13 protein-coding genes are annotated in these 15,743 nt (G+C 72.3%); 12 read left to right on the forward strand and 1 reads right to left on the reverse strand.

Features of this window, described 5'->3' with window-relative positions; all coding sequences use genetic code 11:
* Nucleotides 1-77 precede the first annotated feature (77 nt).
* The 12 genes from ppk2 (at nt 78) to DEI98_RS18930 (ending at nt 14,080) form a co-directional block, all read left to right on the forward strand.
* On the forward strand, nt 78-986 hold the full coding sequence (gene ppk2, locus DEI98_RS13620; RefSeq protein WP_027467245.1) for a polyphosphate kinase 2: 909 nt from the start codon (nt 78-80) through the stop codon (nt 984-986).
* Nucleotides 987-1,144: 158 nt separating this feature from the next.
* A complete protein-coding gene (locus DEI98_RS13625; RefSeq protein ID WP_110863544.1) occupies nt 1,145-2,773 on the forward strand; it encodes an APC family permease in 1,629 nt (542 codons plus the stop codon).
* 15 nt (nt 2,774-2,788) lie between these two features.
* Complete coding sequence (locus DEI98_RS13630) at nt 2,789-3,628, forward strand: urea amidolyase associated protein UAAP1 (RefSeq protein WP_111032603.1); 840 nt, start codon at nt 2,789-2,791, stop codon at nt 3,626-3,628.
* Entirely contained in the window at nt 3,628-4,332 is a 705-nt protein-coding gene (locus DEI98_RS13635) for an urea amidolyase associated protein UAAP2 (protein WP_111024044.1), read from the forward strand. Before DEI98_RS13630 ends, DEI98_RS13635 begins: the two co-directional genes overlap by 1 nt.
* Nucleotides 4,329-8,030: an urea carboxylase gene (gene uca, locus DEI98_RS13640; protein ID WP_375334818.1), complete on the forward strand. Its 3,702-nt coding sequence runs from the start codon at nt 4,329-4,331 to the stop codon at nt 8,028-8,030. The genes DEI98_RS13635 and uca overlap by 4 nt, the downstream gene beginning before the upstream one ends.
* Nucleotides 8,027-9,766 (forward strand): allophanate hydrolase, encoded by a 1,740-nt coding sequence (locus tag DEI98_RS13645; RefSeq protein ID WP_111101039.1) that lies wholly within the window; start codon nt 8,027-8,029, stop codon nt 9,764-9,766. Before uca ends, DEI98_RS13645 begins: the two co-directional genes overlap by 4 nt.
* A gap of 26 nt (nt 9,767-9,792) precedes the next feature.
* Entirely contained in the window at nt 9,793-10,485 is a 693-nt protein-coding gene (locus DEI98_RS13650; RefSeq protein WP_111101040.1) for a TetR/AcrR family transcriptional regulator, read from the forward strand.
* 30 nt (nt 10,486-10,515) lie between these two features.
* Nucleotides 10,516-11,109, forward strand: coding sequence for a biotin transporter BioY (locus tag DEI98_RS13655; protein WP_071245214.1), 594 nt, complete (start codon nt 10,516-10,518; stop codon nt 11,107-11,109).
* Nucleotides 11,110-11,194: 85 nt separating this feature from the next.
* On the forward strand, nt 11,195-11,734 hold the full coding sequence (locus DEI98_RS13660; protein WP_146243527.1) for a hypothetical protein: 540 nt from the start codon (nt 11,195-11,197) through the stop codon (nt 11,732-11,734).
* Entirely contained in the window at nt 11,731-12,261 is a 531-nt protein-coding gene (locus tag DEI98_RS13665; RefSeq protein ID WP_111101042.1) for a DUF6611 family protein, read from the forward strand. The genes DEI98_RS13660 and DEI98_RS13665 overlap by 4 nt, the downstream gene beginning before the upstream one ends.
* A 49-nt stretch (nt 12,262-12,310) precedes the next feature.
* Nucleotides 12,311-12,652 carry a hypothetical protein gene (locus DEI98_RS13670; RefSeq protein ID WP_110895178.1) on the forward strand — a complete coding sequence of 114 codons (342 nt, stop codon included), beginning with the start codon at nt 12,311-12,313 and terminating at the stop codon, nt 12,650-12,652.
* A gap of 93 nt (nt 12,653-12,745) precedes the next feature.
* Entirely contained in the window at nt 12,746-14,080 is a 1,335-nt protein-coding gene (locus DEI98_RS18930; RefSeq protein ID WP_258370870.1) for an NAD(P)-binding domain-containing protein, read from the forward strand.
* A gap of 81 nt (nt 14,081-14,161) precedes the next feature.
* On the opposite strand, the gene DEI98_RS13685 is transcribed toward DEI98_RS18930, so the two are convergent.
* Nucleotides 14,162-15,547 (reverse strand): MFS transporter, encoded by a 1,386-nt coding sequence (locus tag DEI98_RS13685; protein WP_111101064.1) that lies wholly within the window; start codon nt 15,545-15,547, stop codon nt 14,162-14,164.
* Nucleotides 15,548-15,743 lie beyond the last annotated feature (196 nt).

A 15,743-nucleotide genomic window follows, 5' to 3' on the forward strand; every position in this document is an offset into this window, starting at 1 on the left:
GTGGGGCGGTCGTGCGGGTGGCCGGGCCAGGATGGCCCTGGGGCCGACAGCCGATCGGCTCGCAGAGGGAGGACACCGTGGACACAGCGCCGTACTCGCAGCCGTTGCGGGAGTACATCGAACAGCTGCGGACCGAGGGGTACAGCGTCGCGGACGGTCAGACGGCCGACCCGGAGCTGATCGACCCGCACGGCAACCCGGTGCTCACCTGGCAGGACGACTACCCGTACTCGGAGCGCCTGCCGCGGGACGAGTACGAGTACCAGAAGTACCTGCTGCAGATCGAGCTGCTGAAGTGCCAGTACTGGCTCGAGGACACCGGCCAGAAGGTCGTGGTGCTCTTCGAGGGGCGTGACGCCGCCGGCAAGGGCGGCACGATCAAGCGGTTCACGGAGCACCTCAACCCCCGGACGTCGCGGGTCGTCGCGCTGAGCAAGCCGACCGAGCGCGAGCGCGGTGAGTGGTACTTCCAGCGGTACGTGCAGCACCTGCCGGCCGCCGGTGAGATGGTCCTGTTCGACCGCTCCTGGTACAACCGTGCCGGCGTCGAACGGGTGATGGGCTTCTGCAGCGACGACGAGTACGAGTCGTTCATGACCCAGGTGCCGCAGTTCGAGCGGATGCTCGTCGACTCCGGCATCCACCTGACGAAGTTCTGGTTCTCGGTGACCCGGCGCGAGCAGCGGACCCGGTTCGCGATGCGCCAGCTCGACCCGGTGCGGCGGTGGAAGCTGTCCGACATCGACCTGCTGTCGCTCGACCGGTGGGAGGACTACACCGAGGCGAAGACAGCGATGTTCACCCGGACGAGCAAGCGCTACGCGCCGTGGACGATCGTGCGGTCGAACGACAAGAAGCGCGCGCGGCTCAACGCGATGCGGTACTTCCTGACGCAGTTCGACTACCCGGACAAGGCCGCCGACGTCATCGGCAAGCCCGACCCGCTCATCGTCCGCCGCGGCAAGCGGGACGTCGACGTCGAGTGATCCCCCGCCGCTGATCCGCCCGCCGACTCGGAACGTTTACACGCCGGGGCCTGCCGTCACGCACTCGAAACAGACGGGCAACGGCGACGACACAGGGCCGCAAGACACTTGTCGCACTACCTGTCACCCGACAGGTACTCCGCGAAAGGTCTGCAGTCATGCGTTCTCCGCAAGCACCGCTCCACGCACCGCGCGCCACGTCCGACGTCGACACCCAGGGGCTCGCCCGCCTCGGCTACGAGCAGGAACTCCACCGCGGGGTCGGCTCGTTCTCCTCCTTCGCGGCGGGCTTCTCCTTCGTCTCGATCCTCACCACGGTCTTCCAGCTGTTCGGACTCGGCTTCGGGCTGGGCGGTGCTGCGTTCTTCTGGGCGTGGCCGCTCGTCTTCGGCGGCCAGCTGCTCGTCGCGCTGAACTTCGCGCAGCTCGCGGCCCGCTGGCCCATCTCCGGCGCGATCTTCCAGTGGTCGAGCCGCCTGGCCGGAGCCCGGTTCGGGTGGTTCACCGGCTGGACGATGATCATCGGCCAGATCCTCACCGTCGCGGTGGCGGCCATCGCCGTGCAGGCCGTGCTCCCCGCGATCTGGGACGGGTTCCAGGTCGTCGGCGGTCCGGGCGCGGACCCGTCCGTCGCGTCGCCGACCGGTGCCGCGAACGCGGTGGTCCTCGGTCTGGTGATGCTCGCCGTGACGACGATCGTGAACATCACGAGCGTCCGGCTGATGGCCCGCGTGACGAGCTTCGGCGTGCTCATCGAGATCATCGGCGTCGTCGTGCTCATCGGTGCCCTGTTCCTCCTGCCGCACCGCAGCGCCTCCGTGGTGTTCACGACCGCCGGGTCGACCAGCACCGAGCCGTACGTGTGGGCGTTCCTGGCGTCCTCGCTGATGGCCGCGTACGTGATGGTCGGCTTCGACTCGGCCGGTGAGCTCGCGGAGGAGACCCACAACCCGCGTCGGACCACCCCGAAGACGATCGTCCGGGCGCTCACGGTCTCCGGCCTCGGCGGCGGGCTGCTCATCATCGGCGCCCTCGTCGCCGCCCCGAGCCTGACCGACGGCAAGCTCGCCACCCAGGGTCTCGCCTGGGTGATCACCTCGACCCTCGGCGACGTCTTCGGTCGGCTCCTGCTCTGCACCGTCGCCGTCGCCGTCTTCGCCTGCACCCTCGCCGTGCAGACCGCCGGTGCCCGGATGGTCTACTCGATGGCCCGCGAGAAGGCGCTGCCCTTCCACCGCACCCTCGCCCGGGTCTCGCCCCGCACCGGCACCCCGATCGCCGCGTCGATCGTCGTCGGGGTCGGCGCCGGGCTGGCCCTCGCCGTCAACATCGGGCAGTCCGCGATCTTCACCGCCCTGTCGAGCCTGTGCATCGCGATGCTCTACCTGGCGTACCTCGGGGTCACCGGGCCGTTGCTGGTCCAGCGGATCAAGCTCCGTCGCACGGGGCTGCCGACCGGGGTGGACGAGGACGGCAAGCCGCTGTTCACCCTCGGTCGCTGGGGCATCCCGCTCAACGCCCTGGCCGTGGCGTTCCAGATCGGCATGGCGATCAACCTCATCTGGCCCCGGCCGGAGATCTACGACCTGACCGGCACCTCGTGGTGGCTGCAGTACAGCGCCCTGCTGTTCATCGGCGGCGTGCTGCTCGTCGGCTGGGCGTGGTCGAGCTGGCGGCACCGCACGCACGGGCCGATCACCCTGGCCGAGGTGCCCACCACCGCGGCGGTGCCCGTCCCCGCGGCCGCGACTGCGGCGAGCCCGACCGCCGCCTCCGTCGAAGCCTGATCCGGAAGGAACCCCATGCGCGACCTCCACCAGACCGACAGCGTGCTCGCCTCCCGGTCCGACGCACGCGCCCAGGCCGGCTCGCAGTCCGAGTACATGCCGTACCTGCCGGCGTCGTCGTCACCGTTCGCCCCCGAGGGCGTCGACCCCGCGCAGCTCGTCTGGGCCGAGACGGTGGCGCCGGGCGGGTACACGCACAAGGTGCTGGCCCGCGGGTCACGGCTGCGGTTCGACGACCCGACGGGTCAGGCCTGCGCCAACGTCCTGGTGTTCAACGCGCTCGAACCGTGGGAGCGGCTCAACGTCGCCGACACCCAGAAGATCCCGTGGCAGGCGTACCTGGGCCAGGGTTCGCCGCTGCTGAGCGGGGACGGTCGGGCGCTGGCGACCGTGCTCGAGGACACCTCGGGGCACCACGACGCGTTCTGCGGCACCTCGACCGACGCCTGGAACGAGCGGAAGTACGGCGACGCGGCACCCGAGGGGCGCACCCCGAGCGGTCGGTCGCTGTTCGCGAAGGCCGCCGCCAAGCACGGACTCACCAAGCGGGACCTGCCGCCGAGCATCTCGTTCTTCCAGGGCGTGCGGATCGACGCCGAGGGGGCGATGACCTTCACCGGTTCGGCGGGCGCGGGCACCCACGTCACGCTCGTCGCCGAGCTGCCGCTGCTCGTGCTGGTCGCGAACGTCGCGCACCCGATCGACCCCCGCCCGGACTACCTCGTCGGACCACTGCGGGTGCACGCCTGGCGCGGGGCCCCGACGACCGCGGCCGACGAGCGGTTCACCGCGACGCCGGAGCTCACCCGCGCCTACCTGAACTCGATCGACCACGCGGAAGCCCGAGGCCTGTGATGACCGACACGACGACCCACACCCCCACCTCGACCGTCCCGGTCGGAGCCGTCCACGACCCGGACGTCGCCCTCGACTGGAGCGAGTCCCTGGTGCCGGGCACCGTGGTCCGCGACGACCGGGTCGCCCCGCTCGCGCCGTGGTCCGCCGTGGTCCGCGCCGGCGAGGTGCTCACCATCGTCGACGTCGGCGGCAACCAGAGCGCCGACTGCCTGCTCTACGACGCCCACGACCCCGACGAGCGGTACAGCGTGCCGGACACCCTCGCCGCACAGGGCAACGCGTACGTCCGGACCGGCACCGTGCTGATGTCGAACGAGGGCCACCCGCTGATGACCGTCGTCGCGAACGAGATCGACCGGCAGGACACCATCGGCGGCGCATGCTCGAAGGAGTCGAACACCCTGCGGTACGGGCACCACACCCAGTACCAGCACGGCTGCCGCGAGAACTTCCTGGCCGAGGCAGGCCGCCACGGACTCGGTGCCCGCGACATCGTGTCGAACCTCAACTGGTTCATGAACGTGCCGGTCGAAGCCGACGGAGCCCTCGGGATCGTCGACGGCATGAGCGCCCCCGGCAAGCGGGTCGCGATCCGGGCCGAGCGGGACGTGCTCGTCGTCGTCTCGAACTGCCCGCAGATGAACAACCCCTGCAACGACTTCTCCTGCACACCGCTGCGCATGATCGTGGTCCAGCCGTGACCGCCGCGCCCGACCCCACCGGGACCGCCACCGTGAACCAGACCCCTGCCCTCAGCCCCGACACCGTCCTCGTCGCGAACCGCGGTGAGATCGCCCGTCGCATCATCCGGTCCGCCAAGGCACTCGGCATGCGCACCGTCGCCGTCTACTCCGACGCCGACCGCGCGGCACCCCACGTCCGCGAGGCCGACACCGCCGTCCGGCTCGGACCCGCACCCGCCCGCGACTCCTACCTGCGCATCGACGCGGTGGTGCAGGCCGCGAAGGACACCGGCGCCGGACTCGTGCACCCCGGCTACGGGTTCCTGTCCGAGAACACCGAGTTCGCCCAGGCCTGCGAGGACGCCGGCATCCGGTTCGTCGGGCCGACCGCCGACCAGATCGTCCGGTTCGGCGCGAAGCACACCGCCCGCGAGCTGGCCGCCGCAGCAGGGGTCCCGATGCTCGCCGGCACCGGACTGCTCGCCAGCGTCGACGACGCCGTGGCCGAGGCCGAGCGCATCGGGCTGCCCGTCATGCTCAAGGCCACCGGGGGCGGCGGCGGGATCGGCATGCAGGCGTGCTCCACCCTCGACGAGGTCCGCGAGGCCTACACGAGCGTCGTCCGCCTGGCGACTGCGAACTTCGGGTCGGCCGGCATCTTCCTCGAACGACTCGTGCGGCCGGCCCGGCACGTCGAGGTCCAGCTCTTCGGCGACGGCGAAGGCCGTGTCACGGTGATCGGCGACCGCGACTGCTCCCTGCAGCGCCGCAACCAGAAGGTCATCGAGGAGGCCCCGGCACCGGCACTCCCCGAGCACGTCCGCGCCGAGCTGCACGCGTCCGCTCGCCGCCTGGCCGAGAGCGTCGGGTACCGCAGCGCCGGCACCGTCGAGTTCGTCTACGACCCCGTGCGCGAGGAGGCGTCGTTCCTCGAGGTGAACACCCGCCTGCAGGTCGAGCACCCGGTCACGGAAGAGGTCTTCGGCGTCGACCTCGTCGAGCTCATGCTCCGCCTGGCCCGCGACGGTGCCGCTGGCATCGACCCCGACGTCTTCGACCGCACCTGGACCCCGAACGGCCACGCCGTCGAGGCCCGCGTCTACGCCGAGGACCCGGCGAAGGGCTCGCTGCCCTCCAGCGGCCTCGTCACCCAGGCCGTGTTCCCGAGCGCGACCACGGCATCCGGCGAGCGCACCGGCATCCGCGTCGACGGCTGGGTCGAGACCGGCTCCGAGGTGTCCGCGTTCTACGACCCGATGCTCGCCAAGGTGATCGCCACCGGGGAGACCCGCGACGACGCGCTCGACCTGCTGCGCGACGGGCTCGCGGCCACCCGCATCGACGGCATCGTCACGAACGCCGGGCTCCTCCGCGCGCTGACCGACGACCTCGAGCTCCGCACCGCCACGCACTCCACCTCGACGCTCGACGCGACCGAGGACCCGGACCCGCGCATCGACGTCGTCGCGCCTGGCACGATGACGATGATCCAGGACCTGCCCGGCCGGGTCGGGTACTGGCAGGTGGGCGTCCCGCCGAGCGGCCCGTTCGACGCGGCGTCCTTCGCCGAGTCGAACCGCGCCGTGGGCAACCCGGACGGCGCCCCCGCGCTCGAGGTCACCGCCACCGGCCCGACGCTCCGCTTCTCGGCCGCCGCGGTGGTGGCGCTCACGGGTGCGCCGGCACCGGTCACCCTCGACGGCGAACCCGTGGCGCTGTGGGAGCCGGTCGAGGTCGGCGCCGGCCAGACCCTGGCGATCGGCACGGTGCCCGGTCCGGGCCTCCGCACCTACCTGGCGGTCCGCGGCGGCTTCGACGTGCCGACCTACCTCGGATCGACCGCGACCTTCACGCTCGGTGGCTTCGGCGGCCACGCCGGTCGAGCCCTGCTCGCCGGCGACGTCCTGCGCCCGGGCTCCCCGGACTCGGACGCCCCGCACCCGGCGTTCCCGTCCGGCACCCGTCTGGGCCTGGTGGGCGGTCCGACCCCGGCCGACCGCCGCACCGCGCTCACCGACGCGTGGGAGATCGCCGTCACCGAGGGGCCGCACGCCGCACCGGACTTCTTCACCCGCGCCGACCTCGACGTCTTCTACGCCACCGACTACGCCGTGCACCACAACTCGGCGCGCACGGGCATCCGGCTCGTCGGGCCGCGGCCGGAGTGGGCGCGGACCGACGGCGGCGAGGCCGGCCTGCACCCGTCGAACATCCACGACACCCCGTACGCGGTCGGTGCGATCGACTTCACCGGGGACACCCCGATCATCCTGGGGCCGGACGGGCCGTCGCTCGGCGGTTTCGTCTGCCCCGCCGTGGTCGCCAGCGGCGACCTGTGGAAGCTGGGCCAGCTCCGACCGGGTGACACGGTCCGGTTCGTCCCCGTCCGCGAAGCCGACGCCGCCTCGCTCGACGCACGCCGGGCCTCCAGGACGGTGCCGCGCACCGGGGGTGACGGCGACGACGGCGTGATCGCCCGCCTGGACGCGACCGACGTGCGGCCGAGCGTCGCGTACCGACGCGACGGCGACGACAACGTGCTCGTCGAGTACGGCGACATGACGCTCGACATCGCGCTGCGGATGCGCGTGCACGCGCTCATGACGAAGCTGCAGGAGCACACGCCGAAGGGGATCCTCGACATCACGCCGGGCATCCGCTCGCTGCAGGTGCACACCGACGCGTCCGTGCTCAAGGCGCGCGATGTGGCGGGGCTGCTCCGCGAGCTCGAGGACGAGATCCCGCCGACCGACCAGCTCGTCGTGCCGTCGCGCACCGTGAAGCTGCCGCTGTCGTGGGACGACCCGGCCACCCGCCTGGCGATCGAGCGGTACATGAACGGCGTGCGGAACGACGCCCCGTGGACGCCGTGGAACATCGAGTTCATCCGTCGCATCAACGGGCTCGAGAGCGTCGACGACGTCTTCCGCACCGTGTTCGACGCGAGCTACCTGGTGCTCGGCCTGGGCGACGTGTACCTCGGCGCCCCGGTCGCGACCCCGCTCGACCCCCGGCACCGCCTGGTCACGACGAAGTACAACCCGGCCCGCACCTGGACCGCCGAGAACTCCGTCGGCATCGGCGGCGCGTACCTGTGCATCTACGGCATGGAGGGTCCGGGCGGCTACCAGTTCGTCGGCCGCACCGTGCAGATCTGGAACCGGTTCCGCCGCGGCGGGCTGTTCCAGGAGAACCCGTGGGCGCTGCGGTTCTTCGACCGGATCGAGTGGTACCCGGTCGGTGCGGACGAGCTGCTCGAGCTGCGCGCCGAGACGGACGCCGGACGGGGCTCGTTCGAGACCGTCGAGGGCGAGTTCTCGATCGCGTCGTACAACCGGTTCCTGGCCGACAACGCCGGGTCCATCGCGGACTTCCGGGCCCAGCAGGCGCAGGCGTTCGGCGAGGAGAAGGAGCGGTGGCGGGCATCGGGCGAGTTCGACGTCCGTGACGAACCGGCCGCCGTGGTGGCCGACGCCGTGACCGTGCCCGAGGGGTCGACCGCCGTGTACGCCCCCTTCACCTCGACCGTGTGGCAGGTGGACGTCCGCCCTGGTGACCGTGTGGACGAGGGGCAGAAGCTGCTGGCCGTGGAGGCGATGAAGATGGAGTCGATGGTGCACGCACCGGTGCCGGGCCACGTGCTCGAGGTGTACATCAAGCCGGGCGACCAGGTCGCGCCGGGGCAGGTCCTCGCGGCGATCGGAGCGGCAGCGTGAGCGGGACGAGCGCCCCCGCCGGCGGGACCGCCGCCACCGCGGCGAGCGCCCGCGTCCGCGACGCCTTCGCCCGCATCGACGCCGTCGACCGCTCCGAGGTCTGGATCACCCTGCGCGACCGTGCCGACGTGCTGGCCGAGGCCGAAGCGGTCGACCCGTCGCTGCCCCTGGCCGGCCTGCTGTTCGCCGTGAAGGACAACATCGACGTCGCCGGACTGCCCACCACCGCAGCCGCCCGCTCCTACGCACACGACCCCGCCGCCGACGCCACCGCCGTCGCCCGGCTCCGCACCGCCGGCGCCGTCGTCGTCGGCAAGACGAACCTCGACCAGTTCGCCACCGGCCTGGTCGGCACCCGCTCGCCCTTCGGCGCGGTCCGGAACGCCTGGGACCCGACGCGGATCTCCGGCGGCTCGTCGAGCGGTTCCGCCACGGCGGTCGCCCTGGGCGTCGTCGACTTCGCGCTCGGCACCGACACCGCCGGGTCCGGCCGGGTGCCCGCCGCGCTCGGCAACCTGGTCGGGGTGAAGCCGACGAAGGGGCTCGTGCCGAACACCGGGGTCGTCCCCGCCTGCCGCTCGCAGGACTGCGTCACGGTGTTCGCCCGGTCGCTCGACCTGGCGCGCACGGCGGCGGAGCTGATGGCCGGTCCGGACGGCGTCGACCCACTCGCGCGGCCCGACCTCGCCCTCGCCGACCTGCCCGCCGTCCCGCGCATCGCGGTGCCGCTGCCGTCGCAGCTCGCGGGGCTCGCACCCGGCTGGGCCGAGGCGTTCGCCGCGGCCGTCGACCGGTTCCGTGCGCTCGGACACCAGGTGGTCGAGGTCGACATCGCACCCCTCCTCGACGCCGCGTCGCTGCTCTACGACGGCGCGTTCGTCGCGGAGCGGTACGCGGCCGTCGGCGCCCACATCGAGACCCACCGCGACGAGGTCGGTGCCGACCTCGACCCGTCGGTCGCCGCGATCGTGCTCGGTGGTGCTCGGCCGACCGCCGCGGAGCTCTTCGCCGACCAGGAACGGCTCGACGCGTTCGGGGCAGCGGGTCGCGCCGCACTCGAGGGCACCACTGCACTGCTCACCCCGACGACGACGTGGCACCCGACGCTCGAGCAGGTCGCGGCCGACCCGATCGGCGCGAACAGCCGGATGGGTCGGTACACGAACTTCGCGAACCTGCTCGACATGGCCTCGCTCGCCGTGCCCGCCGGCTTCGTCGACGGCCTGCCGTTCGGCGTCATGCTCACCGGTCCGGCGTTCAGCGACCGGCGCCTGGCGGCGTTGGCGGCCGCGTTCGCCGCTCCGACCGTCGACCTGCTGGTCGTCGGGGCGCACCTGCGCGGACAGCCGCTGAACGGACAGCTGGTCGCGTCCGGCGGATCGTTCGTCCGGGAGGCCCGCACCGCGTCCGACTACCGGCTGTACGCCCTCGACACGGTGCCGCCCAAGCCCGGGTTGGTCCGCATGGGTCCGGTCGCGTCCGGCGCTGCTGCGCCTGGGTCGGGCTCGGGCTCGGGCTCGGGCTCGGGCTCGGGCATCGTCGGGGAGGTCTGGCGCCTGCCAGCCGCCGGCTTCGGCACCTTCGTCGCGGCCCTGCCGGCACCGATGGCGATCGGCACCGTGGCGCTCGACGACGGCACCGAGGTCACCGGGTTCCTGGTCGAGCCGTTCGCGGTCCAGGGCGCCGAGGACATCACCCACCACGGCGGCTGGCGCGCGTACCGGGAGCAGTCGTGACGGACACCGGCTGTCAGGATGGGGGCATGACCCCCGACGACCGGCCCGTGCGCCCCGGCCGACCGCGGGTCGTGCCGAACGCCGACTCCGCGCTGAGCCCGCGCGACCAGATCCTCGACGCCGCCGCCGCGCTCTTCGTCGAGAACGGCATCAGCGCGACCTCGACCCGGGCGATCGCCGAACGGGTCGGGATCCGGCAGGCCTCGCTGTACTACCACTTCGCCGGCAAGGACGACATGCTCGTCGAGCTGCTCACGACCTCGGTGCGCCCGAGCCTCGAGCTGGTCCGCGGCCTCGAGCAGCGCGTGCCGGAGTCGGCCTCGGCCGCCGGGGCCCTCGCCGCGCTGGTCGTCGCCGACGTGGACACCCTCGCCCGCACGCCGCACAACATCGGCACGCTGTACCTGCTGCCCGAGGTGCAGGGCGAGCGCTACGACGGGTTCCGGGCCGAGCGCGTCGAACTGCAGGAGGCCTACGGGCGCCTCGGCTCGCGCGCTGCCGCCCCGGACGTCGCCGCCGGTGTCTCGCCGTCGCGCCTCGGTGCCGTGCTCATCCAGATCACCGAGACCGTCATCCAGCTCCGCCGGTCCGGCCCCGTGCACGACGCCGACCGCGACGCCCTCGTCGCGACCTGCCTGCGCGCCTGCGGCCTCGACACCGCCGCCGTGGCCGAGGCCCGGCGCGACGCCGAGTCGCTGCTGGCCGCCGTCGCGGTCTGACCCTCCCTCTCCCCTCTGCAAGGAGTCACCATGACCACGATCACCCCCGCCGCACACCGTCCGCTCGCCGACGCACTGCTCCCCCGCACCGCCGTCGTCAGCACCGCCCTGGTCCTCGGCGGCGCACTGCTGACCGCCGGTGCCGCGCAGGTGTCCGTGCCGATCTGGCCCGTCCCGATCACCGGGCAGACCCTGGCCGTGCTGCTCGTCGGCAGTGCTCTCGGTGCCCGTCGCGGTGCCCTGTCGATGCTCGTCTACGCACTGCTCGGCGTCGTCGGGCTGCCGGTCTTCGCGGACGGTTCGGCCGGGGTCGGCGTGCTCGTCGGCCCCTCCGGCGGGTACATCGTCGGCTTCGTCGCCGCCGCGGCCCTGGTCGGCTGGGTCGCTGAGCGCTTCGGCGACCGCCCGCTGCGGAACGCGCTGCTGTCCTTCGCCCTCGGCACCGTCGTCACCTTCGTCGCCGGGATGGCCTGGCTCGCGGTGGCACTCGGCCTCGACCTGCAGCAGACCCTGCAGTACGGGCTCTACCCGTTCGTCCTCGGTGGCGTGGTGAAGACCCTGATCGGCGCCGGCGTGATCTCCCTCGGGTGGACCGCAGCCCTCCGCTCGGCCACCCGCCGGTGAGCGCTCCGTCAGGACTCCGCCGTCGGCCGTAGGGGTTCCGTCAGGAGGCCTTCCGCGCTGCTCGAGCGCGCGAGAGCGTGTGGTCGTGACACTGACTGCGATCATGCCGACGCTCCGCGCGTCGCTCCCCGATCCGATGGACCCGTTCCTCTGGCCGGCCCACACCGTCGCGACCACCGACGACCTGCTGGTCTCGGCGATCTCGATGGTCCGGCTCGCCGACCTCACCGGCACCCCGACCGTGCACACCGCCGAGCAGTCCCCGCCCCGGTACCGCCCGCGCGGCTGGGCACCCCGCGACGTCAGCGTCGCCGTGGCGTCGGTCACCCGTGTGCGGCGGCCGCGCACCGGGGTGGTGCTCCTGGAACTGGACGCGGTCCTGCCGACCTGCGCCGTGCTCGACCAGGTGCGCCTGATCGGACGCCGGAGCACCGCTCCCCTCTCCCCGATGTACGTCGTCACCCGCTGTGACGGTCAGGCCGACGGTCCGTTCCACCGCCTCCCGGCTCCGTTGCCGGCTGACGTCCGCGAAGGCGACCTGGTCTGCTTCCCGTGCCTGGCGACCGTCCGGCACCGCGACGTCGTCGAGCCGGTCCGGGCGGAACTCGCGCCGGCGGATCGATGACCACGGCGCTGCCGGTCCGCACCCGGCTGCTCGACGGCACCCACCTGTGGGGCCGGTACACGATCCGACCCGTCGGTCGGACGCTGTGGAGCTCGCGGACCCTCGTCGTGTTCCCGCCCGGCACGACCACCGGCGAGCGCCTGCTGCTGCGTGCCTGGCACGTCTGGCCGGCCGTCGGGGCGGTCGTCGCCCTCGCCGCCCTGGTGCTCGCCGTCTCGGTCCCCGCCGTCGGCACGACCACCGCGCTGCTCCTCTACGGCGGCGGCTTCGCGGTCCTCGCCCGCGCCACCCGCGCGCTGCGACCACGGGTGCGGTCCGTCACCGTGACGACGTTCCTGGGCGGCGGCCGCCGCGAGGTCCACGGCGACGAACGCCTGCTCACCGGCTCCCTGGACGCGCTGTCGATCCTGGAGCAGGCGCTCCGGGCCGACCGCATCCGCCCCGTCGACTTCGAACTGATCTGGGGCGACGTGTGGAACGCCCTGGAGTCCCCGGACCCGGACCACCGCGTGCAGCGGTCATCCTGAAGCCGGTTCCCGCGCCGCGCGTTTGTATGGGTCCGGGAAGGAGTACGCGATGAAGCACATCCACTACGACGCCACCACGATCCTGGTCGGTGACGACGTCGCCGACGCCGTGATCGAGTACGCCGCGGCCCTCGCAGGCGGGGACCGAGCGGACACCGTCGACGTGCCCGCCGTCGCCGACGACGGGACGATGACCACCACGAAGATCCTCATCGGGCCCTCGAGCGAGATCGTCATCGAGGACGCGGAAGAGGACGAACTCGAGTTGGACGACCGGGAGTTCGTCGGGCGGCTGCGCGCCGCCGCGAAGACCTTCGGGCACAGCGAGCCGATCCACGCGAACACGCGGTCGGACCTGGCGGACGCGGCGGAGGCTGCCGAGGAGTCCTGACGTCGCTGTGCGGCGAAACGGAGAGGGTCTCCTGTACTGTGGTGGTCCCGGAGAGCTTCTCCGGTTCCCGACGCCACAGCCTGGAGGCCCGCCATGCCCGAGCAGACCGCTCCCGCCCGGCGCGCCCCGCGCGCTGACGCGCTGCGGAACCGGGACCACATCCTGCGGGTCGCCGAGCGCGCGTTCGCCGAGCACGGCGTGACCGGCTCGCTCGACGCGATCGCCAAGCAGGCCGGCGTCGGCGCCGGCACCCTGTACCGCCACTTCCCCACGCGCGAGGCCCTGCTCGCCGAGCTCCTCGCCGCGCGCGACGAACACCTGGTGGCCCGTCGCGAAGCGCTGCGCGACGGCTCCGTGGACACCGGCGACGCCCTGCACGGCTGGCTCGACGCGGTCACCGAGTGGGCCGGCACGTTCGACGGACTACCCGAACCGCTCCGCGCCGCCGCCTCGTCCGACTCGTCGCCGCTCGCCCTGACGTGCCAGGGGTTCATCACCACCACGGACGAGTTCCTCCGTGCCGCGCAGCGTTCCGGTCGTGCGCGGGCCGACGTCCGCGCGCGGGACCTGTTCCTCGCCGCGTTGGCGACGAGCTGGGTCCGGGGTGCCGCGATGGCCGACGACTCGTCGTCCGCCGCACTCTCCGCCCTGTCGCGGCGCGGCTGGGAAAGCCCCGCTCCTTCCTTGACATCCACCTCCCTGAAAGGGCACCACATGAACCGCATCGGCATCATCGGCAGCGGCGCCATCGGCACCGCGATCGCCCGCCTGGCCGTCGCCGCCGACCTCGACGTCCTCATCGCGAACTCGCGCGGCCCCGAGTCGCTGCACGACCTGGTCGCCGAGCTCGGCCCGCGCGCCCAGGCCGGCACCGTGCGACAGGCCATCGAGTTCGGCGACGTGCCCGTCCTCGCGATCCCACTCACCGCCTACCCGGCCCTCGCCCCCGACCTCGACGCCTTCGCCGGGCGGACCGTGCTGTCGACGGGCAACTACTACCCCGGTCGCGACGGCCGGATCGAGCCGCTCGACACCCTCGCGACGACCACGGCGGAGTACGAGCAGACGCTCCTGCCCGGCACGCGGATCGTCAAGGCGTTCAACAACATCGTCGCGCACCACATCCCGAACCTCGCCGGCTCCGCGCCTCGCACCGCGCTGCCGATCGCGGGCGACGACGAGCAGGCCAAGGCCGTGGTCGCCGAGCTCGTGCAGCTGCTCGGGTTCGACACCGTGGACGCCGGGACCCTGGCCGATTCGTGGCGCTTCGAGCCGGAGTCCGGGGCGTACACGGGGATCTACGCGGCGAGTGCCGAGGGGTTCGCGGCGGACTACCTGGCGGATCAGGGAGCACCGCTGCCGGCGGAGCGGCTGCGGGACGTCCTGGCGGTGTCGCACCGGGCGGATGTGGCGAACCGGCAGTTCTGAGTCGTCACCCCTGCGCATGACCGCGTGCAGCGGCCTCGCGCACAGGGGGTGTACGCGAGGCCGTCCGCCTGCCTGATCCGATCAGGCGGTCTTGACACGCCCCCGGAGGAAGAGCGCGACGGCGACGGCGGCGGCGATGCAGATCCCGCCGTTCACCCAAATCGCGGTCGTGACGCCGGTCAGCACGGCCTCGGCCTGCGGCGCGGTGCTCGCGAGGGCCACCGCCGTGAAGACGGCACTCATGATCGGTGTGCCCATCGTGATGCCGACCTGCTGACTCATGGTCGTGAGCCCCGTCGCCATGCCCTGCTCGCCTTCGGGGAGCCCGGACGTCGCGGTGACCATGAACCCGACGATGACGACGAGGTTCGCGACCCCTCCGACGAACGTGGCCGCGAGGACCAGCCAGATCGACGATGCGTCGTCGGAGATCAGCACGAGCGTGAGCGTCGCGATCCCCTGGACGACGAAGCCCCCGACGATGGCCGCCTTGTTCCCGAACCGGCCGATGACCCGCGGACCGACGAGACCACCGAGGACCGTCCCGATGCCGAGCACGGCGAAGGACAGCCCCGCTGCCAGTGGCGTGTACCCGAGCACCTTCTGCAGGTACAGCGTCAGCAGGAAGACCAACGAGGTCTCGGTGACGAACGCGAGCATCCCGGCGATGTTGCCCCAGGACACGCTGGAGCGCCGGAGGACACCGAGCGGCACCAAGGGGAACGACGCACGCCGTTCGATGAACGCGAAGGCGATGAGCAGCACCGCTGCGGCAGCGAACGACACGATGACGACCGGGTCGATCCAGGACGTCTCAGCAGCGGTGGTCAGCCCGAACACCAGGGCGAGCAGGCCGAGCGTGACCGTGATGGCGCCCGGGACGTCGAGGCGCGTCCGCTGGGCGGCTCGACTGTCCTGCAGCACCATCGGTGCCACGACGAGCACCGCGACCGCGACCGGGACGTTGATCAGGAAGGCCCACCGCCAGGACAGCAGGTCGGTGAGCAGCCCGCCGAGGATCGCGCCGGTGGTGAACCCGGCGGCCATCAGCGAGCCGTTCAACCCGAGCGCCTTGTCCCGGGCGGCGCCTTCGGGGAAGGCGCTGAGCAGGAGTGCGAGGGCAGCGGGAACGACGATCGCGGTGGCGAAGCCCTGTGCGACTCGGGCGACGAGCAGGAGTTCCGGAGTCGTCGCGAGCCCGCCCGCCAACGAGCCCGCACCGAGCAGCACCATCCCGATCAGGAACATGCGGCGACGACCTGCGATGTCGGCCACTCGACCCATCAGGAGGGTGAAGCCGGCGGCGCACAGTGCGAACGCCGTCGCGATCCACTGCAGGTTCTCGATCGCGAACCCCACGTCGGCCCCGATGGTCGGCAGTGCGACGTTGAGGATCGAGAAGTCGACGGCGAGTGTGAAGCTCGCGGTGAGGAGCACGGTCAGTGCGACCCGTTGCTTTGTCGTCATCGCCCTGCCGTCGCCCGTCGTCGACGTGGTCGACGTGACGTCCGTTGCGTGTTCAGTGGTCACGGTGGCCTCTCTTCGTGCCCGGTGGATCAGGTTCGCCAGGGTTCTGACGTGTTCCAACCATCGCCACCACCCGGTCCACCAGCCACACCCCGCCGTGCCTGTCACTGACAGTGACAGGACAGATCGGTCTATC

This window comes from Curtobacterium sp. MCLR17_034 (genome assembly GCF_003234485.1).
GTDB classification, from domain to species: domain Bacteria; phylum Actinomycetota; class Actinomycetes; order Actinomycetales; family Microbacteriaceae; genus Curtobacterium; species Curtobacterium flaccumfaciens.